The organism is Streptomyces sp. NPDC051561, from assembly GCF_044454195.1.
In the GTDB taxonomy this organism is placed as follows: Bacteria; Actinomycetota; Actinomycetes; order Streptomycetales; family Streptomycetaceae; genus Streptomyces.
Genome location: NZ_JBITDM010000024.1, coordinates 45838 through 70244, shown reverse-complemented (window position 1 = coordinate 70244; position 24407 = coordinate 45838). Strand labels below are relative to the sequence as shown.

The window sequence follows — 24407 nt, the reverse complement described above, 5'->3', positions numbered from 1 at the left end:
AAGCTACTACCGTTATGCGGTCAGGGAGACCATTCGAGAGGGGCCGACCATGACGACCACCGCAGACAGTGCAACGATCGCAGCCCAGGACCGCTCCCTGGGCCGAATTGAGCCGGGGCATGCCATGAACGAAGCGAGCCAGAACGCCGACGGGGCCAAGCCCGCACGCTCGCTGCCCGGCCGACCTCCGGGGATCAGGGCGGACAGCTCCGGGCTCACGGACCGGCAGCGGCGGGTCATCGAGGTCATTCGGGACTCCGTGCAGCGCCGGGGTTACCCGCCGTCCATGCGCGAGATCGGTCAGGCGGTCGGCCTCTCCAGCACCTCCTCCGTGGCCCATCAGCTGATGGCGCTGGAGCGGAAGGGCTTCCTGCGCCGCGACCCGCACCGCCCCCGGGCGTACGAGGTGCGCGGCTCCGACCAGCCGAGCACCCAGACCACCGACACCACGGGCAAGCCCGCCGCCTCGTACGTGCCGCTGGTGGGCCGGATCGCCGCCGGCGGGCCGATCCTCGCGGAGGAGTCCGTGGAGGACGTCTTCCCGCTGCCGAGGCAGCTGGTGGGCGACGGAGAGCTGTTCGTACTCAAAGTGGTCGGCGACTCGATGATCGAGGCCGCGATCTGTGACGGCGACTGGGTCACGGTCCGCCGCCAGCCGGTCGCGGAGAACGGCGACATCGTGGCCGCGATGCTGGACGGCGAGGCCACCGTGAAGCGCTTCAAGCGCGAGGACCATCACATCTGGCTGCTGCCGCACAACGCGGCGTACCAGCCGATCCCCGGAGACGACGCGACCATTCTCGGCAAGGTCGTCGCGGTGCTCCGGCGGGTCTGACCATGCCCGCCGGCCTGGGCAGGGCTCCGGAACCACGGTTCCGGAGCCCTGCCCTTTTCGCGGGCTCGGCCCGGCCCCCCACGAGGCCGGGCCTTGCGGGGGCGGGGTGCGAGCAGTGCCTGGCGCAGTCTCAGCCCGCGTCCGCGGCCTTCGCGGCGGCGTCGATCGCGGCCAGCGAGCGGCGCACCTGATTGCGGTCGGTGGTGAACCAGAAGTCGGGCATGGAGGCCTTGAGGTAGCTGCCGTAGCGGGCGGTGGCGAGGCGCTGGTCGAGGACCGCGACGACGCCCTTGTCACCCGAGGCGCGGACCAGACGGCCGGCGCCCTGGGCCATCAGCAGGGCCGCGTGGGTGGCGGCGACGGCCATGAAGCCATTGCCGCCGTGCTCCTCGACGGCCTTCTGGCGGGCGCTCATCAGCGGATCGTCGGGGCGGGGGAACGGGATCTTGTCCATGACGACCAGCTGACAGCTCGCTCCCGGCACGTCGACGCCCTGCCAGAGCGACAGCGTGCCGAACAGGCAGGTCTGCGGGTCGGCGGCGAAGTTCTTGATCAGCTCGCCGAGGGTGTCCTCGCCCTGGAGCAGGATCGGCATGTCGAGCCGCTCGCGCAGGGTCTCCGCGGCGGTCTGGGCGGCCTTCATGGAAGAGAAGAGCCCGAGGGTGCGGCCACCCGCGGCCTCGATCAGCTCGGCCAGTTCATCGAGCATGTCCTCGCGTCCGGCGTCCCGGGTGGGGCGGGCCAGGTGCTTGGCGACGTACAGGATTCCCTGCTTGGGGTAGTCGAAGGGCGAACCGACGTCGAGGCCCTTCCAGACCGGCAGGTCCTCGCCCTGGGTGCCCTCGGGGGCCAGGCCCAGTGAGGCGCCGACACCGTTGAAGTCACCGCCGAGCTTGAGGGTGGCCGAGGTGAGGATCACGGAACGCTCGGTGAAGAGCTTTTCGCGCAGCAGGCCGGAGACCGAGAGCGGGGCGACGCGCAGGGAGGCCGTGCCGTAGCGGTCGTTGCGCTCGTACCAGACGACGTCGTACTCGGAGCCGTTGGCGATGCGCTCGGCGACGGAGTGGATGTTCTCGATCATGGCGAGGGCCTGTTTGCGGACGGCGTCCTCGTCGGTGACGGACTTGTCCTTGGTGGAGCCGAGCGCGGAGATCACCGTGCGTGCGGCGTCGCGCAGCGCCATGAGGCAGTACCCCATGTCCTCGGGGATCTCCTCCAGGCGGCCGGGCAGGGCCAGCTCCATCAGCCGCTCGAAGGTCTCGGACGCGGTCATCAGCGCGTCCGCGGCCTTCTCGTTGACGATCTTCGAGGCGCGCTTGACGGCTCGGTTGACCTGGCCCGGAGTGAGTTCGCCGGTGGCGACACCGGTGACCCGCGAGACCAGTTCGTGTCCCTCGTCGACGATCAGTACCTCGTGCGAGGGAAGGACCGGGGCTCCCTCGATGGCGTCGATGGCAAGGAGTGCGTGGTTGGTCACCACGACGTCGGCGAGCTTCGCCCGCTCCCGCGCCGCCTCCGCGAAGCACTCCGCGCCGTACGCGCACTTGCTCGCGCCCAGGCACTCGCGCGAGGAGACGGAGACCTGCCCCCACGCCTTGTCGGAGACGCCGGGGGTGAGGTCGTCGCGGTCACCCGTCTCGGTCTCGTCGGCCCAGTCGCGCATCCGCAGCAGGTCCTTGCCGAGCTTGCTGCTGGGCCCCGAGGCCTCGTAGCTCTCGATCGGGTTGAAGAGGCCGTCCTCCTCGTCCTGCGGGGCGCCCTCGTGCAGCCGGTGCAGGCAGAGGTAGTTGGAGCGGCCCTTGAGCATGGCGAACTGCGGGGTGCGGCGCAGCAGAGGCTTCAGCGCCTCCACCGTGCGCGGCAGGTCCCGCTCCACGAGCTGGCGCTGCAGGGCCAGCGTCGCCGTGGCGACCACCACCCGCTCGCCGTGCGCGAGAGCCGGCACCAGATAGCCGAGGGACTTTCCGGTGCCGGTGCCCGCCTGGACGAGCAGGTGGGAGTTGTCGTCGACCGCGTCGGCGACGGCCTGGGCCATGGTGACCTGGCCTGGCCTTTCCACGCCGCCGACGGAGGCGACAGCGGCGTGGAGGAGTTCGGGGAGTGAGGGCTTCGTCATAGCCCGACCACCCTACGACGCACCACTGACAACGGCGGTCACGGCCGGTGCAGCGGGTTCGGCACGGTGCCGTGCACGGTGGCGTGCGGGCGGTGCGGGCGGTCGCGGTATCCATCGGTGTGCAGCCGGTTGCGGTTGAGGCAGAGCCGCTCCAGCCGGGGTACCAGCAGGTCGAAGGTCTCGAAGCGGTCCTTCAGCTCGGGGAAGCGCGCGTGGTACCGGAGGATCTCGGCCCGTACGAGTGACCAGAACTCTGCCTCCGGTACCCCCAGTTGGGTCTCGCAGAGCGGCGCGAGATAGCGGAACACGCCGATGAAGAGGCCGGACTGGATGAACTGGGTGAGGAACGAGGGGGGTTCGGTGAGCAGGGTGCGGCGGACGTCCTCGGGCATGCCGTCGTGCTCCGGCAGCGGCTCGGAGCTGATGTTGACGTCGTCGACGAAGTCCTTGATCGCCAGACGGACCGGGATGTCCCTCTCGTCGTAGATCACGATGGCGTTCTCGCCGTGCGGGGAGAAGACCGTGCCGTACCGGTAGAGGAAGTGCAGCAGGGGCGGCAGTAATGCCTCGAAGAGGTGGCGGAGCCAGGCGGTGGGCGCCAGTTGCGAGCGGGCGACCAGTTCGGCGGTGAAGGCGCGGCCCTGTGGGTCGGTGTGCAGCAGGGCGGCCAGGGTCCGCCCGCGTTCGCCGGGGGAGAGACGGGTGTCGAGAGGTTCGCGCCAGATCGCGCCGAGGAGTTCCTTGTACTGGTACGGGGCTTCCGGCAGGTGGTCGTAGACGGGGTGCTCGACCGCCACGGAGGCGACCTCGCCGAGCAGTACGACCCGGCACTCGTCCCGGAGGAACTCGTCGGCCGCGTAGAGCCCTTGGACCCAGGAGGTGACGGCGGGAGCGGCCACGGTGCGCTCGGTGGGCAGGCCGCGCCAGACCAGGGTGTTCAGCACCGACAGCGGCAGTTTCACGGTCAGCCGCTCGGGGCGGCTGACGTTGAGGAAGGTGCGGATGGACTGCTGGGGCAGTCGCAGGTCGCCGTCGGCGGGCAGCGGGACGATCTCGGCGCGGGCGATCGCGGGCGCGAAGAGCGGCAGGATCGACTCGTCCCACTGCCAGGGGTGCACAGGCAGATAGAGGTACGAGGCCGGGGCCAGCCCGCGCTCGCGTAGGGCGGCGTCGAAGCGGGCGCGGGTGGTGGGGTCGATCTCGCGGTCGTACAGCTGCTCCGGGACCGCCAGGGAGGGGACGCCCTGGTAGCGGGCGAGGGCGGTGCTGACGGCGATCCAGGGAAGTGCGGTGGGGGTGCGGGCCTCGGGGGCCCAGCTGGTGGCGTCCTGGGCGGAGAAGCCGACGCGGCCCTTGTTGAGGACCAGCCAGGGGTGTCCGGTCTGGTGGCCCTCCAGCTCCGCGTAACCGAGGTCGGCGAGTTCGGCGGCGGTGCGGGCGGTGTGATCGAGACGGACGTCGGCGGCGAGGGTGGCGGTGAGCTCGCGCACCAGGTGACCGAGGGTGGCGCCGTCGAGGTCGAGCAGGCGGCGGGCGAGGACCAGGAACTGGACCGGATCGTGGAAGGGGCGGCGGGCGGTGTCGTCGTGGCCCTGGATCTCCAGGGTGTCCGGGGCGATCTGCCAGCTGTCGTAGGAGCCGCGGCGGGCGCGGAAGGACAGTATTTCGCCGTTGTCGAGGCGGAGGGTGTGGAGGGTGCAGGGGGTGTGGAGGGTGCCGATGCCCGGTTCCGGGGGTTCGGACCGGCTGGATTCGGGCTGCGGGGTTTCGGGCTGCTGGGATTCGGGCTGCGGGGATTCGGGCTGCGGGGTGGGCGTGATGATCTCCTCGTACGCGAACTCGGCGAGGGTCTTGGCGAGCAGGCGGCGGGAGGCCCGTTCCCAGCCGTAGGCGGTGAGTTCGGGTGGGTCGGCGAGGACCGGCGGGACAGGGAGGCGGCCGTGGGTGGCGGAGCCTTGCGCGGGGACGGGCGCCTGGGCGGGGACGGGTGCAGAGGCGGGGACGGGTGTCGGGGCCGGGTTCGACACGGTGACTCCTCGAAGTGGGACCGGTGCGGGACGAGTGGGGCGGCGGGTGGGACGGTTGAAGCGGGTGCGACTTTGGGACTTCGAGCCTTTGGGACTTAGAGCCTTTGGGGCTTCGAACCTTCGGGACTTCGAGGCTTTGGGGCTCGGTGCGACAGGTGGGCCCTGCTGTGGCAGGTGGGTCTGCTGTGGCAGGTGGGTCTACCTGGGGCCAGGCGTGGTTACGGGCGGCGGTGGTGGGTGCGCTCGCGCATCATCAACGCGGCGCGTTTGTCGGGGAGTTCGACTTCGGCACTGAGACGGAATCCCGCGCTGCGGAAGGCGGCGACGGACGGGGCGTTGCGCAGGTCCGGTTCGGCGACGACCCGGGCGCAGGAAGGGCGTTGGTCCAGTACGAGATCGGCGACGGCCCGCAGGAGAGTGGTGCCGAGGCCTCGTCCGCGATCGGCGGCGTCGCCGAGCAGGAGGTGGATGCCGGTGTCGTGCGGGCGGGCCGGGTAGTGAAGGGCGAGCGGGTCGAGGTCGGCGCGGTAGATCTCCCAATAGCTCATGGGGGTGCCGTCGAGCACGCCCAGACAGGGGACGCTGCGGCCGTCGCCTTCGAGTTGGGGGCGCAGATGGGCGGCGGTGACGTCCTCGTCCCCCGGCAGTTCCCAGAATTCGGCGACGGCGGGGTCGTTCATCCAGCGGGTGAGGAGTGCCAGGTCGTGTACGGGGTGCACGGGGACGAGGCGGAATTCACCGGCGGCGGTGGGGGTGGAGGGCCAGTCGGCGAGTGCGTCCAGGAGGTCTCTGGCGTACCTGGACCCTGCGGCCTCCGCGCCCCCCGTGGGCGGTCTGGTCTCCGCAGCCTGCCCGGTCCCGGTGGCCGGCCCGGCCTCCTCGGTCCGGAAGCGCGCGACGAACTCGTCGGGAAGGCGGAGCTCCAGGGTCTCTTCGCAGGCCGACAGGGGCGCGGGGGGTGCCTTGGTCCCGGCTCGGCCTTCGGTCCCGGCTCGGCCTTCGGTCCCGGCTCGGCCTTCGGTCCGGTTCTCTGCTTCGGCTTCGGCTTCGGCTTCGGTGCTCGCATCGGTGGGAGGCACGGTCGGTGCTCTCCTCTCAGCAGTTCGGTGGGCCGGTTCGGCCCGGCGGGAACTTCCGGGTACGGCAGGGACGTTCAGAGGGAAACGGGACGTGGGGTGACAGGGCGGAACATCAGGGGCGAAGGGGGTTCGCGATGGTGACGTAGACGGACTGGGTGTCGACCGGGCCCACCAGCTCGTCCAGGCCGTGCAGCCGGGTCAGCAGATTGGCCTTGCAGCGCAGGGTCGGGGTTTCGAGGAGCTGGGCAGGGAGGGCCGACCCGAGCCCGGTGGACTTGGCGAGGAACTGGCGGAGTGCGGCGATCAGGACGCGTTCGTCGGCGAGACGCTGGGCGCCGAACGCCCCGATCAGACCGAGGATGTTGTTGATGCCGAGGTAGTAGGCGAAGCGTTCGTCGGTGACGTCGTCGGCGACGAAGGTGTCGCTGCGGACACCGAGGCCGGGCAGTCGTGCTTCCAGGGCTTCGCGGTGGGACTCGCGGAAGTAGTAGCCCTGGTTGTCGCGGTAGCGGCCGCCGACCGGCCAGCCGTCGTGGTCGAGCAGAACCAGGGTGTTCTGCTGGTGGGCCTCCAGGGCGATGCCCGCCTGTCCGTCGAGCCAGAGAACCGGGCGGACGACCTGATCGAGATAGCGCAGGAACCATTCGGCCGCGACCGCCCCGGTGGGCCTTCCGGTGCGGGCGGCCAGCCTGGCCACCAGGTCGGCGAGGCGCGAGTGCATTGCGGTACGTCCCTGCCAGGGGCGCGGCGCGGTGAGGCCGGCGATGCAGACGGCGTCGTCGTCGGGCCCGAAGGGGTTGTGCCGCAGGACGACGTCCAGGCCGGGGACGGGTGTGCCGTCCGGGGCGTCGACGGCGAGCCAGGCCGGGTCGCGGACGATGTCGAAGCCCGGGTGGGCGGCGTGCCATTCCTCGGCGAGGCCGCCCCGCAGCAGACGTTGCACCTCGACGCCCCGGTGGAGTTCCTTGCGGAGGTTCTCCCGGCGGGAGTTGGTGATACGTACGCCGAGGGAGAGCTTGAGCATCGCGGCGGCACCCGGCCGGTGCACCGTACGCACCGAGGAGGTGGGGTACCAGGGGGCGCCGGACGGGCCGAGGTCGTGCAGGAGCCCTTCGTCGAGGAGGTCCGCGACACCCGGTCGCAGTGCCAACTCGCGTGCCTGCCAGGGGTGGACGGGCAGGGCGGCCGTACCGTCGGGGAGTTCGAGGTCGCCGGCCAGGCGGGAGGCGATCTGTTCGGCCGGAAGAGTGCGGCCGCGCTCGGTCCAGGCGGAGTCCTGGGCTAGCAGCGCACGGTCGACGGCCATCCAGTGCAGCGGGAAACTTCCCCGCGTCTCGGGCGAGTAACGGTGTGCCTCCGCCTCCGAGAGGCCCTCGCGGCTCTTGGGGGTGGGGTGCGTGGGGTGCCCGAGCAGGAGGGACTGCTCTGCGGTGAGGAAGAGGTCACTGCCGGCGGCGGGCTCGGGGCTGCGCCTGCGCTCGGAGATGAAGTCGGCCGTGCGGCGCACCGAGTCGGCGACCCGGCCCACCAGGTCCGCGCCCTCACCACGGGTGGGCTCGGCACCGGCCGGACGTGCCTGATCTGCCGCCAAGGGGGAGGAGTCCGGGACGGAGGTGGAGCAGGGGGCCGTTTCGCGGCCGAGCAGCGCAGCGAGGGTGACCGCGTCGACGGTCGGGGCCAGCCGGGGGCCGCTCGCCAGCACCGGCATACCGAAGCGGTGCCAGCCGCAGGGCGACCAGTAGCGGACCGGCACCAGGAGGGAGGTGCCGCTGTGGTCGAGCGGGATCCGCAGGGTGGATCCCGCGGGCCGTGGCAGGTTCCGCTCGCGCACCCAGCAGCGCAGCAGGTTCTCCACCCCGGCCGCGTCCGCCGCGCTCTGCGGGTCCGGGTGGTCGAGGGGATCGGGTAGGCCCTGGAACAGTCCGGCCTCCGGGGCACGTTGGCTCCCGTGGCACAACTGCCGGGGCACCGTCACCGGTTCGGTCATATCGGCGGTCGCACCGCCGATCGCTTCGGCCGGCGCTCCGGCCCGGGTGTGGTCCCGTGCGGCGGTCGTCCCGGTGGTGGCGCCGGCCCGGGAGCCGGCTGTCCCGACCGCGCCGGCCTCGACCGCCGCTGCCTCGACTGCACTGGCCTCGACTGCGCTGCTCTCATACGTGTCGGGTGCGGGTGTGGGGTTCACGGAGGGCTTCCTTGTGAGGTGGTTCCGGTGCCGGCCGGGATCAGCACGGCGTCCCTGTCGGTTCCTGGTGGTGCTGCTCCTGACGGGGCGGCCCGGGACGGCGATGCTCGTCCCGGAAGGACGAACGTTCCGCGGCCGCCAACGCGTCGGCGAGCCGGTCCAGCACGGCGTCCGCCTGTTCGTCGGTGAGGGTGAGCGGGGGCAGCAGCCGTACGACGGCGGAGTGCCGCCCTCCGACCTCGACGATGAGCCCGCGCCGCAGGCACTCCTGCTGCACTGCGGCGGCCAGCGCGGGGGCCGCGGGCAAAGGTCCGTCGGCCGGGCCGCCGCTCGGTGCCCTCTCCGGGTCCACCAGTTCGACCCCGATCATGAGCCCTCGCCCGCGGACGTCCCCGATCACCGGGTGCCCGGCGGTCAGTTGCCGCAACTGCCCGAGCATCCGCTCCCCGAGCGCCCCGGCCCGCTGGGAGAGCCCGTTCTCCCGTACGAAGGCCAGGGTCGCCGCACCCGCCGCCATGGCGAGCTGATTGCCGCGGAAGGTCCCGGCATGGGCGCCCGGGCGCCAGGCGTCCAGTTCCGACCGGTAGACGATCACCGCCAGCGGCAGACTGCCGCCGATCGCCTTGGACATGACCATCACATCGGGCACGGTCCCGCTGTGCTCGACCGCCCAGAAGGCCCCGGTCCTGCCCACCCCGGTCTGCACCTCGTCCACGATCAGCGGGATGTCCCGGGCTGCGGTGATCTCCCGCATCCCCCGGAACCAGGCGTCCGGGGCGGGAATCACCCCGCCCTCCCCCTGTACCGGTTCGAGGATCATCCCGGCAGGCTGCGGCACTCCGCCCTTGGGGTCGTCGAGCAGATTCGCCGTCCAGCGCGCGGAGAGTTCGGCGCCCTGCTCCCCGCCGGTCCCGAAGGGGCAGCGGTAGTCGTACGGGTAGGGCAGCCGGGTCACCCGCACGTCCGGCGCCCCGCCCGAGGCGTCCAGCGCTCCGGAGGTCATGCCGTGGTACGCACCGGTGAAGGCCAGCAGCCCGCTGCGGCCGGTGGCGGTGCGGACCAGCTTCAGCGCGGCCTCGACGGCATCGGTCCCGGCCGGGCCGCAGAACTGCACCCGGGCGTTGTCCGCGAGTTCGCGCGGCAGGGTGGCGAACAGTTCGGTGGTGAAGGCGTCCTTGACCGGAGTGGCCAGGTCCAGGACGTGCAGCGGCGCCCCCGAGTCGATCACCTTCTTGATCGCTTCGAGCACCACCGGGTGGTTGTGGCCGAGCGCCAGCGTCCCGGCCCCCGACAGACAGTCGAGGTAGCGCCGCCCGTCCGCGCCCTCGATGGTCAGGCCCCGCGCGCGTACCGGAACGATCGGCAGCGATCGCGCGTACGTTCTCGCCGCGGACTCGCGCAGCGACTGTCGACGCAGAATGCCCTCGTGCGCGACGGTCGGCTGCGTAGCCGACGCCACCGCCGGAGCAGGTTCGGTCACGGCCACGACTGCTGGTCCTCCCCCTGTGAAAGCCCTGGTTGCAGGTACGTGTGTGCGCATTGCCCCGCAGGACTGAACGACGTCCCGACATCCCTCGTACGTATCAACGACTTTGACCCCGAAGGATCACGGGCAATCAGAAGATCCTTCCGGCGGCGGAACCGCGGCCCTGCCGTTGGCCGTCCCCATCGGCACCGGCATAGTGGGTCCGCGCAACGGCGGTCGCGCTCGCCCGCGTATCGCGCCAGCAGTCACCGCTCGACCCGTCCGACCCGTCACGTTCGAAGTCCCAGGGGGATCAAGACATGCGACCCATACGCCCGACCTGCACCGCAACCCGTAGGAGGAGCGCACGTCGCAGAAGCGCGCCACTGCTTTCCGTCGTCGGGCTCACCGCCGCACTCGCCCTGACCGTGACCGCTTGCGGTCCCACCGAGGACGGCGCGTCGGGGACCCCGTCCGCTCCGGCCGCCGGCTCGGCCGGTGCCGCGGGCGGCACCGACGACGGCAAGATCACGATTCCGGACGAGCTCAAGGACAAGCTCAAGGAGCGCGGGATCGATCTGGACAAGTGGAAGAACGGCGAGTGGCAGAACTGGAACAAGGACGACTGGTTGCGCGAGGCCGAGGACTTCGTCAACCCGATCATCGAGGACCTGTGGAACCCGGACCGGATGCGGGAGGCGGAGAAGCCGCCCAAGCAGCCCGTCGACAATGACATTTCGGGCGACAACGGGGTCACCGACCCGACCCCGGCGCGTGTGCCGGCGCGCGCCGTGAAGGCCCCGTACCACTCCGCCGCACCCGAGTCCGGGCGGCTGCTGTTCGACACCCCCAAGGGCTCGGCGGCCTGCTCCGCCACCGTGGTGAAGGACCCGGCGCACCCGGGCAAGTCCAACCTGGTGTGGACCGCGGGCCACTGTGTGCACGCGGGCGCGGAGGGCGGCTGGTACCGCAACCTCACCTTCGTGCCGTCCTACAACGACGGTGCGAGGTCGCCCGCGTCGAAGCCGACGCGCGCGGAGCTCGCCCCGTACGGCCTGTGGTGGGCCAAGAGCGCGCACACCTCGGACCAGTGGATCGCCGAGGGCACCCAGACCGGCGGTAACGGCGCGCCCTACGACTTCGCGGTGATGAACATGCAGCCCGAGGTCAGCACCGGCAAGTCCCTTGAGGAGACGGTTGGTTCGGCCCTTCCGGTCGAATTCAACGCTCCGGCCGTGCCGAAGATCGCGAGCATGCAGGCGACCGGCTACCCGGCGGCTCCGCCGTTCGACGGCGAGCGCATGTTCCAGTGCAAGGACAAGCCGGGCCGCCTCTCGCTGAAGGCCGCACAGCCGACCATGTACCGCATCGGCTGCACCATGACCGGCGGTTCGTCGGGCGGCGGCTGGGTGGCGCTGGGCCAGGACGGCAAGCCGGCCCTGGTCTCCAACACCTCGATCGGCCCGATCTCGGCCGGCTGGCTGGCCGGACCGCGCTTCGGCCCCGAGGCCAAGGCCATCTACGACAAGGCCGGCGCGAAGTAACCAGCGTCCCGGCAGGGGGCCTTCGGCACACTCGCCAAAGGCCCCCTGCTACGTTCCGCACTGCACACCGCACTTCCTGTACGCCGCGTCCGCACCGCACTTCTGCGCCGGGCGCGCCCGCACGTTCTTGCATGACACGCTCATGACATACCCGAACATCAGGGGGAAACCTTCCATGCGATCCATACGACCACTGCTGGCCGCCACCGGTCTGGCGGCGGCCCTCGCGCTGACGGCCACGGCCTGCGGCCCGACCGAGGACAAGGGCGCGGACAAGCCGTCGGCTCCCGCGCCCGCCACTCCGAAGCCCGCGGGTGACCAGGGCAAGGGCGACCTGGCGCTGCCCAAGGACATCGCCGACAAGCTCAAGGAGAAGGGCTTCGACCCGGAGAAGTGGAAGAACGGCGAGTGGCAGAACTGGGACAAGGACAAGTGGCTGCGCGAGGCCAAGGACTTCGTCAACCCGGTCATCGCGGGGCTGTGGAACCCGGAGCGGATGCGCACCGCTTCCGAGCCGGCCAAGACGATGACGGCCAGTGACCTCTCCAGCGGCCAGGGCGTCTCCGACCCGGCACCTCCGCCGGTCCGTGCGGTGCCCGAGAAGACTCCGTACACCAAGCACGGCGCCCCGGTCGGCAAGCTCTTCTTCGACTCCCCCAAGGGCCACATGGTCTGCTCGGGCACGGTCGTCAAGGACGTGAACAACCCCGGAAGGTCCAACCTGGTGTGGACCGCCGGGCACTGCGTGCACGCGGGCGCCCAGGGCGGCTGGTACCGCAACCTCACCTTCGTCCCCGCGTACAACAACAAGGGCAAGTCGCCCGCGGCGCTCCAGAAGGCCCCGTTCCCGGAGCACGCGCCGTACGGCTCCTACTGGGCCGACTGGGCCGCGACCTCCGGCGAGTGGATCCGTGACGGCGGCCCCACCGGCGGCACCGGTGCGGCGTACGACTACGCGGTGCTGCATGTGAAGCCGGAGAACGGCAGCGGCAAGTCCCTTGAGGAGACCGTCGGCACGGCCATCGACGTCGACTTCCAGGCTCCCGACACCCGGCGGATCAGCGCGATGGGCGCCTGGGGCTACCCGCAGGGCCCGCCCTACAACGGCGCACTCATGTACAAGTGCGTCGACCGGCCGAACCGTCTGTCCGTCGGCCCGAACACGCCCGCCATGCACCGCATCGGCTGCTCCATGACCGGCGGTTCTTCCGGCGGCGGCTGGTTCATGTCGAAGTCGAACGGCCGCCTGGCGCTGGTGTCGAACACCTCGATCGGCCCGCTCGACCACACCTGGCTCGCCGGACCCCGGCTCGGCAGGGGCGCCCAGCAGATCTACACGATGATGAGCAAGAAGTACGGCAGCCGCTAGGCACCGGACGGCCGAAGGCCCGTACCTCCTGGTGGAGGTACGGGCCTTCGGCCGTTCCTGCGGTCGCAGGCGCCGCCGGGTCGGACGGCCGTACGCGCGCCAGGGCCTGCGGTCGTACGGGAGCGTCCCGCGCGGGACGCTCCCCCGCGCCGGCCTCAGTGCGCGGTCGGCGTGAACACCTCGAACTCCGCCGCCAGTTCCGGGTGCACCCGGGCCTTGAGCAGCGTGCCCTCGCCGGTGTGTTCCTCGGAGAGCACCTCGCCCTCGGCGTGTGCCCGCGAGACCAGGGCGCCCTGGATGTAGGGCACCAGCGCCTCGATCTCGACGGCGGGGCGCGGCAGCTCGCGGTCGATGAGCTCCAGGAGCTCCTCGATGCCCTGGCCCGAACGGGCCGAGACCGCGATGGCCCGCTTCTCGATCCGCAGCAGCCGCTGGAGCACGACCGGGTCGGCCGCGTCCGCCTTGTTGATCACGACGATCTCCGGTACGCCGGTCGCGCCGACGTCACGGATCACCTCGCGCACGGCGGCCAGCTGCTCCTCGGGGGCCGGGTGCGAGCCGTCCACCACGTGCAGGATGAGGTCGGAGTCGCCGACCTCCTCCATGGTGGAGCGGAACGCCTCGACGATGTGGTGCGGCAGGTGCCGGACGAATCCGACCGTGTCCGCCAGCGTGTAGAGCCGCCCGCTGGGCGTCTCGGCACGGCGGACGGTCGGGTCGAGGGTGGCGAACAGCGAGTTCTCCACCAGCACACCCGCACCGGTGAGGCGGTTGAGCAGCGAGGACTTGCCCGCGTTGGTGTACCCGGCGATGGCGACCGAGGGCACCTTGTTGCGCCTGCGCTCCTGGCGCTTGAGCTCGCGGCCGGTCTTCATCTCCGCGATCTCCCGGCGCATCTTCGCCATCTTCTCGCGAATGCGGCGCCGGTCGGTCTCGATCTTGGTCTCACCGGGACCGCGCGTGGCCATGCCGCCACCGCCGCCGCCACCCATCTGCCGGGACAGCGACTGACCCCAGCCGCGCAGTCGCGGCAGCATGTACTGCATCTGCGCGAGGGCGACCTGCGCCTTGCCCTCACGGGACTTGGCGTGCTGGGCGAAGATGTCGAGGATCAGGGCGGTCCGGTCGACCACCTTCACCTTGACGACGTCTTCGAGGTGGATGAGCTGGCCGGGGCTGAGCTCACCGTCACAGACCACGGTGTCGGCGCCGGTCTCCAGGACGATGTCCCGCAGCTCCAGTGCCTTGCCCGAGCCGATGTACGTCGCCGGGTCCGGCTTGTCGCGCCGCTGGACGACGCCGTCGAGCACCAGGGCGCCGGCCGTCTCGGCGAGCGCGGCCAGCTCCGCGAGGGAGTTGTCCGCGTCCTGGGCGGTCCCCGAGGTCCACACACCGACCAGCACGACGCGCTCCAGGCGCAGCTGCCGGTACTCGACTTCGGTGACGTCCTCAAGCTCGGTGGAGAGGCCCGCCACGCGTCGCAGGGCGGCGCGCTCGGAGCGGTCGAGCTGGTCGCCGTCCCGCTCTCCGTCGATCTCGTGGCTCCAGGCGACGTCCTCTTCCATCAGGGCATCGGCCCGCAGGCTGTCTGTGCTGTTGTCGTTCGTGGAAGGGGAAGAAGTGGAGGGGGTCATTGGATCCTTACGTCGTCGCCAAAGGGTGTGGGGAGGCTCGGAGAGGCTGCCCCGAAAGGCGGTCCCGAAAAGCTTCCGTCGACAGTCACAACGCGTGACGATCCCGGATGATTCCCGAAGGTCCCGGTGAAAATTCCCGCCCGGGCAGCGCCGCCGACCCGTTGATGGTCGCACGGCACCGCCCCGTCGTCACACGGGTTTACCGGCCCTTCCCAGGGGCCTGGGCCGCCGCGCTCTTCCAGTCCGGGTGCCCCGGCATCGGCGGCGTATTGGCCCCGTACAGCCACTGCTCGAAGAAGCCGGAGAGGTCACGGTCAGCGACGTCGGAGGCGAGCTCCACGAAGTCACTGGTGGTGGCGGACGAGTCGCGGTGCTTGCGCACCCAGCGCCGCTCGACCCGGTCGAACGCGGCCTCGCCGATCTCCTGGCGCAGTGCGTAGAGCACCAGGGCGCTGCCCTCGTACACCACGGGCCGGAAGATGCCGATCTTCTGTCCGGGCCCGGAGGGCTTGGGTGCGGCGGGCGGTCCGCCCGCGCGGCGCCAGCCGTCGGAGTTGGCGTACGCGGCCTTCATCCGTGCCTGGAGCGGGCGCTGCTTGTCCGCGTAGAGCGCTTCGTACCAGGTGGCGTGCCCCTCGTTGAGCCACAGGTCGGACCAGCCACGGGGCGAGACGCTGTTGCCGAACCAGTGGTGGGCCAGCTCGTGCACCATGATCGAGTCGACGTACCACTGCGGGTAGCCGCCGCCGGTGAACAGCGAGCGCTCGAACAGCGACAGCGTCTGTGTCTCCAGCTCGAACCCGGTGGTGGCCTCCGCGACGAGCACCCCGTACGTCTCGAAGGGGTAGCGCCCGACCCGCTCCTCCATCCACCTGAGGTGCGCCGGAGTCTTCTTCAGCCACGGCTCCAGCAGCTTGACGTCCTTGGCGGGGACCACGTCCCGCACCGGCAGCCCGTGCGGTCCGGTCCTGCGCAGTACCGCGGAGTCGCCGATGGAGACCTGGGCGAGCTCGGTGGCCATCGGATGGCTGGTGCGGTACGTCCAGGAGCGCGTGTCCTGCTTGCCGTTGAGGCCCTTGGCCGCGCGGGGCATCGCGGACGGCAGCCCGTTGGCGACGACGGTCTGTGACTTGGGGGCGGTCACCCGGAAGGTGAAGTACGCCTTGTCGGAGGGGTGGTCGTTGCAGGGGAAGACGCGGTGGGCGGCGTCCGCCTGGTTGGCCATGGCGAGGCCGTCTCCGGTGCGTACCCAGCCACCGTCGGAGGTGTTGCCGACGGGGTTGCTGGTGTGCTTGACGGTGATGACCGTACGTCCGCCCCGGTGCACCGTCCTGACGGGGGTGACCACCAGGTCCTCGCCGGTGGCGGTGAACTTCGCACGGACACCGTTGACGACGACCGACTGGACGGTGCCGTGGGCGAAGTCGAGGTTGATGTGCTCCAGCCGGTCCGTGGCGCGCGCCTCGATGGTGGTGACGGCGGTCAGGGGCTTGCTGTTGTCGCCGCCGTACGTCAGGGCGATGTCGTAACTGAGGACGTCGTAGCCGGGGTTGCCCAGGTGAGGGAAGAGCGGGTCGCCGATACCGAGGGGAACGGGTGCGGGCAGCACCGCTCCGACGAGCGAGAGAGAGGCGGCGGCCAGCAGAACGGCACGCAGGCGCCGGGAGGTGAGCAGCATGAACTACCGCTATCAGCGCCCGCGGCGCCGCGGTGGGACGGCACGCGCGTGCCACCCGAACGAGCGGTTGCGCTGCCCGCGCGCGGCGGCACCGGTGGTCCGGCCGGGGTCAGGCGCCCTCCGGGTGCTGGGCGCGGCCGACGTCGTACACCCCGGGCACTTCGCGCATCGCCCGCATCAGCGCCGGGAGGCCGGTGGCGTCCGGGAGTTGGAGGGTGTAGGTGTGCCGCACCCGTTGCTCCGTGGGCGGTTCGACGGTGGCGGAGACCACTTCGACGCCGGCCGTCGCGATGGCTTCGGTGAGGTCGGCGAGCAGGTGCGGGCGGCCGAACGATTCAGCGATCAGGGTGACTCGCATGTCCGCGGTGTCCTGCCAGCGCACCCCGACCGGTTCGCGCCCGAGCGCCCGCATCCTGCTGACGGCCGCGCAGCCCTCGCGGTGGACGGTGACCACTCCGCCGCGGACGGCGAAGCCCAGGACCCGGTCGGGCGGGACGGGCGTACAACAGCCCGCCATGCGCACGGTGGCGTCCGGCAGGTCGGTCACCGCGTGCTCCACGGCGTGCCGTGAGGGGGTCGCGGGGGCACCTGCGGCCGGGGCCGCTTCGGGGGCGGCCGGCGGTCCCGCGTCGTGTGCGGTCGAGGGGTCGGCGGTCCAGCCCGCGATGGCGATCCGGGCGGCGGGGGTGCGGGCGTGGTCGAGCCAGTCCGGGGAGGGCCCTGAGGCCGCGTCGTGGGACAGCAGCAGCTGCACGCTGTCGCCGTCGCGCAGCACCGTGCTGAGCGTCGCCAGACGGCCGTTGACGCGGGCCCCGATGCAGGCGTGGGCGGCGGTTCCGTACTGCGCGTACGCCGCGTCCACGCAGCTGGCACCGGCGGGCAGCCCGAGGGTGCCGCCGTCGGCGCGGAAGACGGTGATCTCCCGGTCCTGCGCGAGGTCGGCCCGCAGCGAGGTCCAGAAGGCGTCCGGATCGGGGGTGTCCTCCTGCCACTGGAGGAGGCGGGAGAGCCAGCCGGGGCGGGTGGGGTCGACGCGGTCGCCGTCCTCCGTGGGGTCGGCGGTCTCCGGCTGGGCGTACGGATTTCCGAGCGCGACCACGCCGGCTTCCGCGACCTTGTGCATCTGGTGGGTGCGGATGAGGATCTCGGCGACCGCCCCGTCGCCGCTCGCGACGGCGGTGTGCAGGGACTGGTACAGGTTGAACTTGGGCGAGGCGATGAAGTCCTTGAACTCGGAGATCACCGGGGTGAAGCAGGTGTGCAGCTCGCCGAGGACCCCGTAGCAGTCGGCGTCCTCCCCCACCAGTACGAGCAGCCGTCCGAAGTCGGTGCCGCGCAGCTCGCCGCGCTTGCCGGAGACGCGGTGCACGGAGACGGAGTGCCGGGGCCGGATGACGACCTCGGCCGTGATGCCGGCGTCCTTGAGTACGCTGCGGACGTTTTCCGCGATGGGGGCGAGCGGGTCGCCCTGGGCGGCGTTGGCGTCGATCAGCGCGCGGGTGGCCGCGTTCTCCTCGGGCTGGAGGATGGCGAAGACCAGGTCCTCCAGCTCGGTCTTGAGCGCCTGCACGCCGAGCCGCTCGGCGAGCGGGATGAGCACCTCGTGGGTGACCTTGGCGATCCGGACCTGTTTCTCGGGGCGCATCACGCCGAGGGTGCGCATGTTGTGCAGCCGGTCGGCGAGCTTGATCGACATCACGCGTACGTCGTTACCGGTGGCCACCAGCATCTTGCGGAAGGTCTCGGGCTCGGCGGCGGCCCCGTAGTCGACCTTCTCCAGCTTGGTGACGCCGTCGACGAGGAAGCAGACCTCCTCGCCGAACTGCTCCCTCACCTGGTCGAGGGTGACGTCGGTGTCCTCGACGGTGTCGTGCAGCAGCGAGGCCGTCAGGGTCGTGGTCTCGGCGCCCAGCTGGGCGAGGATCAGCGTCACGGCCAGCGGGTGGGTGATGTACGGCTCGCCGCTCTTGCGCATCTGTCCGCGGTGGGACGACTCGGCGAGGACGTAGGCCCGGCTGAGGATCGTGATGTCGGCGTCCGGATGGTGCGCGCGGTGGGCCTCGGCCACATGGGCGATCGCGTCGGAGGTCCGGCCGCGGGCGGCGGGTCCGAGCAGGGCGGCCCGGCCGATCCTGCGCAGATCGATCCGGTGGCGGCCGCGCCTGCGGCCCCCCGAGGTGTGCGGGAGCGCGGCCGGCGGGACCGGCTGGCGGATCTCCGGGGTCATACCGTTGGGGTTGGCGGCCTCTGCTGTCATGGGGCACCTCCGGCGGCCTCGACCGGCGGTGGGCAGGTGGTGACTCCCGCTGCCTTCGTCGGGAGTGTCCCGTCCGGGCCGGTGCTTGATGCTACCGAGCCCACCACGGGCCGTTGACCGGGTCCTGCCCGGCGTGAACCGGATCACCCATTCGAGCGAAGGTTTACGCGCCGGTGATTTCGAGGGATTCCAGCCATACCGGGTCGATGTACCCCTCGGCGACGATCACGGCGGGGCCGGTCATCTCCACGCCGCCATCAGGCAGTTCGGTGATCGTGAGGCGTCCGCCGAGGACGTCCACGGTGTACGTCACGGGGGCGCCGGTGACGGCCGGGTCGTGTCCGTCGCGGCGGGCGGTGGCCACGGCGACGGCGCAGGCACCGGTGCCGCAGGAACGGGTCTCGGCGGCGCCGCGCTCGTGCACCCGCATCGCGACGTGCCGCGGGCCCCGGTCGACGACGAACTCGACGTTCACCCCGTCCGGGTAGGCGCTCGCCGGGCTGAACGGCGGCGGTGTGTAGAGGTTTCCGGCGTGCGCGAGGTCCTCGACGAAGGCGACGGCGTGCGGGTTGCCCATGTTGACGTTACGGGCGGGCCAGGTGCGCCCGTCGACGGAGACGGTCACCTCGCCCTCGGGCAGGGCGGCGCGGCCCATCGAGACGGTGACCTGGCCGCTCTTGTCGAGGTGGACGCGCTTGATCCCGCCCCTGGTGGCGATGTCCAGGTCGCCGCCGTCGGTCAGTCCGGCGTGCTGGAGGTAGCGGGCGAAGACGCGAACGCCGTTGCCGCACATCTCGGCGACGGAGCCGTCCGCGTTGCGGTAGTCCATGAACCACTCGGCCCGCTCGGCCATCGCGTGCGCGTCGGGGTGCGCGGCGGACCGCACCACGTGCAGCAGTCCGTCACCGCCGATGCCGGCCCGGCGGTCGCACAGCCGCGCGACGACGGACGCGGGCAGGTCGAGGGTGTTGTCCGGGTCGGGAACGATCACGAAGTCGTTCTCGGTGCCGTGGCCCTTGAGGAAGGCGATCGGTGCGGAGGCGGCGGGTGTGGTGGTCACGCGATCCATCGTAAGGGGAGGGTCCGACAACGGATCTTCGAGGGCGCTTCCGGGCACATGCGGACCGCCGGGCGGGCACATGCGGACCGCCGGGCGGTACGGACAACCACTGGGCGGTACGGACCGCCGAGAGCACGAGAATCGGGCGTAGGGAAGGACGCGGCCCGTCAGCGGAGGCGGGCCACGCGCCAGACGGCCAGGGCGACGAGGGTGGCGCAGATCGCCGCGTAGAGGGCGGCCACCCGCCAGTCCGCGCGTTCGCGGGAGCCACGGGCGGGCAGTCCGGGCCAGGTGTAACCGACACGGCGGGCGGCCGTCATGCCCCAGCCGGCCGCGCAGCCGCTGATCAGCAGGCCGAGCATGGCGACGACCGCGCCGCCGTCGCCGATCTCGAAGGCCAGCGGGAAGGCGAACATCAGGGAGCCGACGGCGGCGAGCATCACGATCGGGGCGAGCTGCCAGATCCGCAGGCGGCGCTGCGGACGCAGTTCCACCTCGACCTCGGCCTCGGTGTCCGGGAGCCCCGGAACCTCGGGAATCTCCGGAACGTCGGACAGCGAGTCGTCCGCCAGCTCCTCCGGGGAGATCGCCCCGGACTCGCGCTTGCCCGCGGGGATGTCTCCCGGCCTCTTGGGCTGGTCTTCGGGCCCGTCAGGACTCAACCGCTCCGGTTCTTCCTGTGCTGTGTCGCGAGGGCCGGCCTCCATCGCCACGCGCCCTCCCCACTCGGACTCCAACAGTCGATCGAAGCTCGATGATGGCACGCGTGTGGGCACCGGATTGACGGGCTGAGCGTCCCGATGCCATCACGTGATCAGGCTGTGACCGCCCGTTCGAGCAACGCCAGCGCCTGGTGCGGGAGTTCCGCCCGGTGCTCGGCGGCGCCGCTCAGCCAGTGGACCCGGGGGTCCCGGCGGAACCAGGAGTCCTGGCGTCGGGCGAAGCGCTTGGTGGCCCGCACGGTCTCGGCGCGCGCCTCGTCGTCGGTGCAGTCACCGGCCAGCGCGGCGAGTACCTGCTGGTAACCCAGGGCGCGGGAGGCGGTGATGCCCTCGCGAAGGCCCTGTTCCTCCAGCATCCGCACCTCTTCCACCAGACCCGCTTCCCACATCCGGTCGACGCGGGTGGCGATGCGCTCGTCGAGCTCCGGGCGGGCGACGTCGACGCCGATCTGCACGGTGTCGTAGACCGACTCGTGGCCGGGCAGATTGGCGGTGAAGGGGCGGCCGGTGATCTCGATCACTTCGAGGGCGCGGACGATACGGCGGCCGTTGCTGGGGAGGATCGCGCTGCCCGCGGCGGGGTCGGCGGCGGCGAGCCTGAGATGGAGTGCGCCGGGGCCCTGCTCGGCGAGCTCGGCCTCCAGGCGGGCGCGGACCTCGGGGTCGGTGCCGGGGAACTCCATGGCGTCGATGGCGCCCTTGACGTACAGCCCGGAGCCGCCGACCAGGACCGGGGTGCGCCCCTCGGCGAGCAGCCGGTCGATCTCCTTGCGGGCGAGCCGCTGGTACTCGGCGACGTTCGCGGTGACGGTGACGTCCCAGATGTCGAGGAGATGGTGCGGGATGTCACCACGTTCCCCGGGCGTCAGCTTGGCGGTGCCGATGTCCATCCCCCGGTAGAGCTGCATGGAGTCGGCGTTGACGACCTCACCGCCGAAATGCTGGGCGAGGGCGACGCCCAGATCGGACTTTCCGGCCGCGGTGGGTCCGACGACGGCGATGACCCGCGGTGCGGGAGCTGCAGTTCTCACCGCCCCAGTCTCGCAAACCTCGGGAGGTGTCCCCGAACGAGCGACGTGACGGCGCGCGAGCGGGGTCGTTGCCTGTTGCGAGGTTCCGCACGCCGGTTTACGGACCGGTTTCTCCGGGCGGCGCAATGGGACGCACCGGACGGCGCGGTATTTCGCCTACACGAGTACGGTATGGAGTAGATATGGGCGTTTTTGCACTGTTTCGCCGGAAGTCCAAGGATGCCGTCGAGGTGTCGACCGAGGAGGCTCAGGCCGCCACCCCGACGGCTGACGTCGTCGAGGAGTCGGTGACCACCGAGGAGACGGAGACCGCGAAGACCGGGTCCGAGTCGCCGGAGGAGGTCTCGGCCGAGGCCAAGGCCGATGCCCCGGAGGCCACCGACGAGGTTTCCGCGGACGCCGGCACTCCGGCTGCGGAGGGACTTGAGATCCCCAAGCAGCAGTCCGCCGAGGCAGCGGCGGACAATGAGGTCGGTGAAAGCGCCCGCAAGTAGCCGGTTACGGTTTTCACCGGAACCGAAAACAATCCCCACGAGGGAAGGTGGACCATGGGCTTCCTGGACAATTTGAAGGCCAAGCTGGCCCCGGCGAAGGAAAAGGCCGCGGACCTCGCGCAACAGCACGGGGGCAAGATCGAGCAGGGTCTCGACAAGGCCGCTCAGGCTGTGGACTCCAAGACAAAGGGCAAGTACAGCAGCCAGATCCAGTCGGGTACGGGCAAGGCCAAGGGTGCCCTGGACCGCATCTCCACGAAGGACGAGGGCGGTACTCCGCCGACTCCGCCTCCGGCCTCCTGAGGCCCGCCGGGCGCGAGTAACGAAATTACGGGAACGGCCGTGGAACCTTTTCGGTTCCGCGGCCGTTCCCGTATCAGGACACGCACCTTGGCAACTCAACAAGGCAGTGGAAGAACGCGTTCGGAGAAGCGGGGAAATGCTGCCCGCGCTGGTTCCCTGCCGGTTCCCGAACCGCGACTAGGACCAGGCGGCGACGAAGTACCCCACGCCGTACGGAGCGTCCTCGTACAGCAGTTGCCCGCCCAGGCCCGCCCCGTCCGCGGCGCCCGCGAGCACCTGCCAGGGGGCGCGGCCCGAGACCTTGAGGGTGTACGCGAGTTCCTCGTCCAGCGCGAGCAGAGCCGCGGTATCGGCGGCGCCCAGGGCCCGGGCGGCCTCCACGTCGAAGCCCTCGGCGCGCTCGTCGAGGTAGCCGGGTGCCTTCAGGGTGCGGCAGGCGCTGCCGTCGCCCATCACCAGGAGGGCCACCCGGTCCGCGCTGCCCGCGAGCTGCCGTCCCGTCCCGGCGCAGTGGGCGGCGGTCAGCTCCTCGCCGACACCCAGGCCCTCGATGGGCGTGTGGGTCCAGTCCGTACGGGCGAGCAGTCGGCCGGCCACCGCGAGGGAGGGCGGAAGCATCCGGTCCGGTGCTTCCCCGGTCGCCGCCCCCAGGGTGACCTCCAGGTGCACGCCGAAGCCCGCGAAGCTGCCCCTCGCGCCCTGCGGGTGGAGACCCTGGTCCGCGTGCCCGGCGGGTCCGAGCACCACCAGCCGATCGGGCCGGGAGGCGGCGAGCACACCCAGCGCGTCGGCGCAGGCGTCGCGCGCGGCGTCGAGTTCGGCCGCGGCACCGGCGGCGACCTCGGGGACGAGCAGCGGCGGACAGGGGCATACGGCGGCGGCTACGAGCATGTCGGGCAGCCTAACGCGCAGGCGGGGCCACCTGACCGGGCCCCGTCCACGGCCCCGGCCCAAATCCCGCCCTCTGACCTACCTCCAGCTCGCGGACCAGCTCCAGGCCGGCACGCGGACCGCAAACCGGCAGGGGAAGGGCAAAGCCCATTCACCCGCAGCCCTCAGCGGGCCACGGGCCTCCCCGTCAAACTCGGCTGCCTCCGCGGTCAGTTGATGCTGCATCCGCCCGTGGCCACCGGCAGCGGTTCCGGTACGCCGATCTTCGGAAGGCCCAGCATCACGCCGGGTCCCTGCTGCGGTTCGGCGTTGCGCTTCTCCCAGGCGTCACCGGCCCGGGTGCGGCGTACGGCGCCGGGCTCACCCTCGGCGAGGAGGTGGTGCGGGGCGGCATAGGTGATCTCGACGGTCACCACGTCGCCGGGACGCACGTCCTGCTCGGGCTTGGTGAAGTGGACCAGGCGGTTGTCGGGGGCGCGGCCGGAGAGACGCAGGGTGGCGCCGTCCTTGCGGCCCTCGCCCTCGGCGACCATGACCTCCAGGGTCCGGCCGACCTGCTTCTTGTTCTCCTCCCAGGAGATCTCCTCCTGGAGTCCTACCAGGCGCATGTAGCGCTCCTGGACGATCTCCTTGGGGATCTGGTTCTCCATGGTGGCGGCGGGGGTGCCGGGCCGGATGGAGTACTGGAAGGTGAAGGCGTTCGCGAAGCGGGCCTCACGGACCGCGTGCATCGTCTGCTCGAAGTCCTCCTCGGTCTCGCCGGGGAAGCCCACGATGATGTCGGTGGAGATGGCGGCGTCCGGCATCGCGGCGCGCACCTTCTCGATGATCCCGAGGAAGCGGTCCTGCCGGTAGGAGCGGCGCATCGCCTTGAGGATGGTGTCCGAGCCGGACTGCATCGGCATGTGCAGCTGCGGCATCACGTTCGGCGTCTCGGCCATGGCGGCGATCACGTCGTCGGTGAAGTCGCGGGGGTGCGGCGAGGTGAAGCGGACCCGCTCCAGGCCTTCGATCTTTCCGCAGGCGCGCAGCAGCTTGCTGAAGGCCTCGCGGTCGCCGATGTCGGAGCCGTAGGCGTTGACGTTCTGGCCGAGCAGCGTGATCTCGGAGACGCCTTCGGCGACCAGGGCCTCGATCTCGGCGAGGATGTCGCCGGTCCTGCGGTCCTTCTCCTTGCCGCGCAGCGCGGGCACGATGCAGAAGGTGCAGGTGTTGTTGCAGCCCACCGAGATGGAGACCCAGGCGGCGTAGGCGCTCTCGCGGCGCGTGGGCAGCGTCGAGGGGAACGCCTCCAGCGACTCGGCGATCTCGACCTGCGCCTCTTCCTGGATGCGGGCGCGCTCCAGGAGCACCGGCAGCTTGCCGATGTTGTGCGTCCCAAAGACCACATCGACCCAGGGGGCGCGCTTGGTGATGGTGTCGCGGTCCTTCTGCGCCAGGCAGCCGCCCACGGCGATCTGCATGCCGGGCCGCTTGGTCTTCATCGGCGCGAGCCGTCCGAGATTGCCGTACAGCTTGTTGTCGGCGTTCTCGCGGACCGCGCAGGTGTTGAAGACGACCACGTCGGCGTCGCCGTCGCACCCTTCGGGCGCACGGACGTATCCCGCACCCTCCAGGAGGCCCGACAGGCGCTCGGAGTCGTGGACGTTCATCTGGCACCCGTAAGTGCGCACCTCGTATGTCTTCTCACTCATCTCGCCCACCAGGGTACGGGGCCCGC

General features: G+C 71.2%; 18 protein-coding genes. 5 read left to right on the top strand and 13 right to left on the bottom strand.

The genetic code is table 11. The features are described from left to right. Positions 1–49: 49 nt before the first annotated feature. Complete coding sequence (gene lexA, locus ACIA73_RS34920) at positions 50–835, top strand: transcriptional repressor LexA (protein WP_399442958.1); 786 nt, start codon at positions 50–52, stop codon at positions 833–835. 130 nt (positions 836–965) lie between these two features. On the opposite strand, the gene ACIA73_RS34915 is transcribed toward lexA, so the two are convergent. From ACIA73_RS34915 to ACIA73_RS34895, 5 genes are all read right to left on the bottom strand, one after another. Continuing rightward, complete coding sequence (locus ACIA73_RS34915) at positions 966–2951, bottom strand: ATP-dependent DNA helicase (protein WP_399442957.1); 1986 nt, start codon at positions 2949–2951, stop codon at positions 966–968. Between the two features lie 38 nt (positions 2952–2989). Continuing rightward, positions 2990–4978 (bottom strand): IucA/IucC family protein, encoded by a 1989-nt coding sequence (locus ACIA73_RS34910; RefSeq protein ID WP_399442956.1) that lies wholly within the window; start codon positions 4976–4978, stop codon positions 2990–2992. A 218-nt stretch (positions 4979–5196) separates the two neighbouring features. Then, the gene (locus ACIA73_RS34905; RefSeq protein ID WP_399442955.1) at positions 5197–6057 is read right to left on the bottom strand and encodes a GNAT family N-acetyltransferase; all 861 of its coding nucleotides are present in this window, start codon (positions 6055–6057) and stop codon (positions 5197–5199) included. Positions 6058–6169: 112 nt separating this feature from the next. Next, on the bottom strand, positions 6170–8239 hold the full coding sequence (locus ACIA73_RS34900) for an IucA/IucC family protein (protein WP_399442954.1): 2070 nt from the start codon (positions 8237–8239) through the stop codon (positions 6170–6172). A gap of 40 nt (positions 8240–8279) precedes the next feature. Then, positions 8280–9725 (bottom strand): diaminobutyrate--2-oxoglutarate transaminase family protein, encoded by a 1446-nt coding sequence (locus ACIA73_RS34895; RefSeq protein ID WP_399442953.1) that lies wholly within the window; start codon positions 9723–9725, stop codon positions 8280–8282. Between the two features lie 299 nt (positions 9726–10024). Here ACIA73_RS34895 and ACIA73_RS34890 point away from each other — a divergent pair, with 299 nt between their 5' ends. Together ACIA73_RS34890 and ACIA73_RS34885 are read left to right on the top strand one after the other, a co-directional pair. Then, entirely contained in the window at positions 10025–11248 is a 1224-nt protein-coding gene (locus ACIA73_RS34890; RefSeq protein ID WP_399442952.1) for a trypsin-like serine peptidase, read from the top strand. A gap of 175 nt (positions 11249–11423) precedes the next feature. Then, positions 11424–12617 carry a trypsin-like serine peptidase gene (locus tag ACIA73_RS34885; protein WP_399442951.1) on the top strand — a complete coding sequence of 398 codons (1194 nt, stop codon included), beginning with the start codon at positions 11424–11426 and terminating at the stop codon, positions 12615–12617. A gap of 155 nt (positions 12618–12772) precedes the next feature. On the opposite strand, the gene hflX is transcribed toward ACIA73_RS34885, so the two are convergent. From hflX to miaA, 6 genes are all read right to left on the bottom strand, one after another. Beyond that, positions 12773–14251 carry a GTPase HflX gene (gene hflX / locus ACIA73_RS34880; RefSeq protein WP_399442950.1) on the bottom strand — a complete coding sequence of 493 codons (1479 nt, stop codon included), beginning with the start codon at positions 14249–14251 and terminating at the stop codon, positions 12773–12775. Positions 14252–14450: 199 nt separating this feature from the next. Beyond that, positions 14451–15929, bottom strand: coding sequence for a M1 family metallopeptidase (locus tag ACIA73_RS34875; protein ID WP_399442949.1), 1479 nt, complete (start codon positions 15927–15929; stop codon positions 14451–14453). A gap of 109 nt (positions 15930–16038) precedes the next feature. Then, on the bottom strand, positions 16039–18186 hold the full coding sequence (locus tag ACIA73_RS34870) for a RelA/SpoT family protein (RefSeq protein WP_399442948.1): 2148 nt from the start codon (positions 18184–18186) through the stop codon (positions 16039–16041). Positions 18187–18349: 163 nt separating this feature from the next. After that, positions 18350–19246: a diaminopimelate epimerase gene (dapF, locus tag ACIA73_RS34865; protein ID WP_399442947.1), complete on the bottom strand. Its 897-nt coding sequence runs from the start codon at positions 19244–19246 to the stop codon at positions 18350–18352. 167 nt (positions 19247–19413) lie between these two features. Continuing rightward, positions 19414–19953 (bottom strand): hypothetical protein, encoded by a 540-nt coding sequence (locus tag ACIA73_RS34860; RefSeq protein ID WP_399443002.1) that lies wholly within the window; start codon positions 19951–19953, stop codon positions 19414–19416. Between the two features lie 107 nt (positions 19954–20060). After that, complete coding sequence (gene miaA, locus ACIA73_RS34855; RefSeq protein WP_399442946.1) at positions 20061–20999, bottom strand: tRNA (adenosine(37)-N6)-dimethylallyltransferase MiaA; 939 nt, start codon at positions 20997–20999, stop codon at positions 20061–20063. Positions 21000–21181: 182 nt separating this feature from the next. Here miaA and ACIA73_RS34850 point away from each other — a divergent pair, with 182 nt between their 5' ends. Both ACIA73_RS34850 and ACIA73_RS34845 read left to right on the top strand, forming a co-directional pair. After that, entirely contained in the window at positions 21182–21493 is a 312-nt protein-coding gene (locus tag ACIA73_RS34850; RefSeq protein ID WP_399442945.1) for a hypothetical protein, read from the top strand. 54 nt (positions 21494–21547) lie between these two features. Beyond that, positions 21548–21796 carry an antitoxin gene (locus tag ACIA73_RS34845; protein ID WP_399442944.1) on the top strand — a complete coding sequence of 83 codons (249 nt, stop codon included), beginning with the start codon at positions 21548–21550 and terminating at the stop codon, positions 21794–21796. 177 nt (positions 21797–21973) lie between these two features. On the opposite strand, the gene ACIA73_RS34840 is transcribed toward ACIA73_RS34845, so the two are convergent. Together ACIA73_RS34840 and miaB are read right to left on the bottom strand one after the other, a co-directional pair. Next, positions 21974–22687: a hypothetical protein gene (locus ACIA73_RS34840; RefSeq protein WP_399442943.1), complete on the bottom strand. Its 714-nt coding sequence runs from the start codon at positions 22685–22687 to the stop codon at positions 21974–21976. 209 nt (positions 22688–22896) lie between these two features. Then, positions 22897–24381 (bottom strand): tRNA (N6-isopentenyl adenosine(37)-C2)-methylthiotransferase MiaB, encoded by a 1485-nt coding sequence (gene miaB / locus ACIA73_RS34835; protein ID WP_399442942.1) that lies wholly within the window; start codon positions 24379–24381, stop codon positions 22897–22899. Positions 24382–24407 lie beyond the last annotated feature (26 nt).

Excerpts from the sequence above, each read along its gene's own strand:
- miaB (WP_399442942.1), bottom strand. The coding sequence starts at position 24,381 with ATGAGTGAGAAGACATACGAGGTGCGCACTTACGGGTGCCAGATGAAC.
- ACIA73_RS34915 (WP_399442957.1), bottom strand. The coding sequence starts at position 2,951 with ATGACGAAGCCCTCACTCCCCGAACTCCTCCACGCCGCTGTCGCCTCC.
- ACIA73_RS34875 (WP_399442949.1), bottom strand. The coding sequence starts at position 15,929 with ATGCTGCTCACCTCCCGGCGCCTGCGTGCCGTTCTGCTGGCCGCCGCC.
- ACIA73_RS34885 (WP_399442951.1), top strand. The coding sequence starts at position 11,424 with ATGCGATCCATACGACCACTGCTGGCCGCCACCGGTCTGGCGGCGGCC.
- ACIA73_RS34850 (WP_399442945.1), top strand. The coding sequence starts at position 21,182 with ATGGGCGTTTTTGCACTGTTTCGCCGGAAGTCCAAGGATGCCGTCGAG.
- ACIA73_RS34890 (WP_399442952.1), top strand. The coding sequence starts at position 10,025 with ATGCGACCCATACGCCCGACCTGCACCGCAACCCGTAGGAGGAGCGCA.
- ACIA73_RS34840 (WP_399442943.1), bottom strand. The coding sequence starts at position 22,687 with ATGCTCGTAGCCGCCGCCGTATGCCCCTGTCCGCCGCTGCTCGTCCCC.
- ACIA73_RS34870 (WP_399442948.1), bottom strand. The coding sequence starts at position 18,186 with ATGACAGCAGAGGCCGCCAACCCCAACGGTATGACCCCGGAGATCCGC.
- lexA (WP_399442958.1), top strand. The coding sequence starts at position 50 with ATGACGACCACCGCAGACAGTGCAACGATCGCAGCCCAGGACCGCTCC.
- hflX (WP_399442950.1), bottom strand. The coding sequence starts at position 14,251 with ATGACCCCCTCCACTTCTTCCCCTTCCACGAACGACAACAGCACAGAC.
- ACIA73_RS34860 (WP_399443002.1), bottom strand. The coding sequence starts at position 19,953 with ATGGAGGCCGGCCCTCGCGACACAGCACAGGAAGAACCGGAGCGGTTG.
- ACIA73_RS34845 (WP_399442944.1), top strand. The coding sequence starts at position 21,548 with ATGGGCTTCCTGGACAATTTGAAGGCCAAGCTGGCCCCGGCGAAGGAA.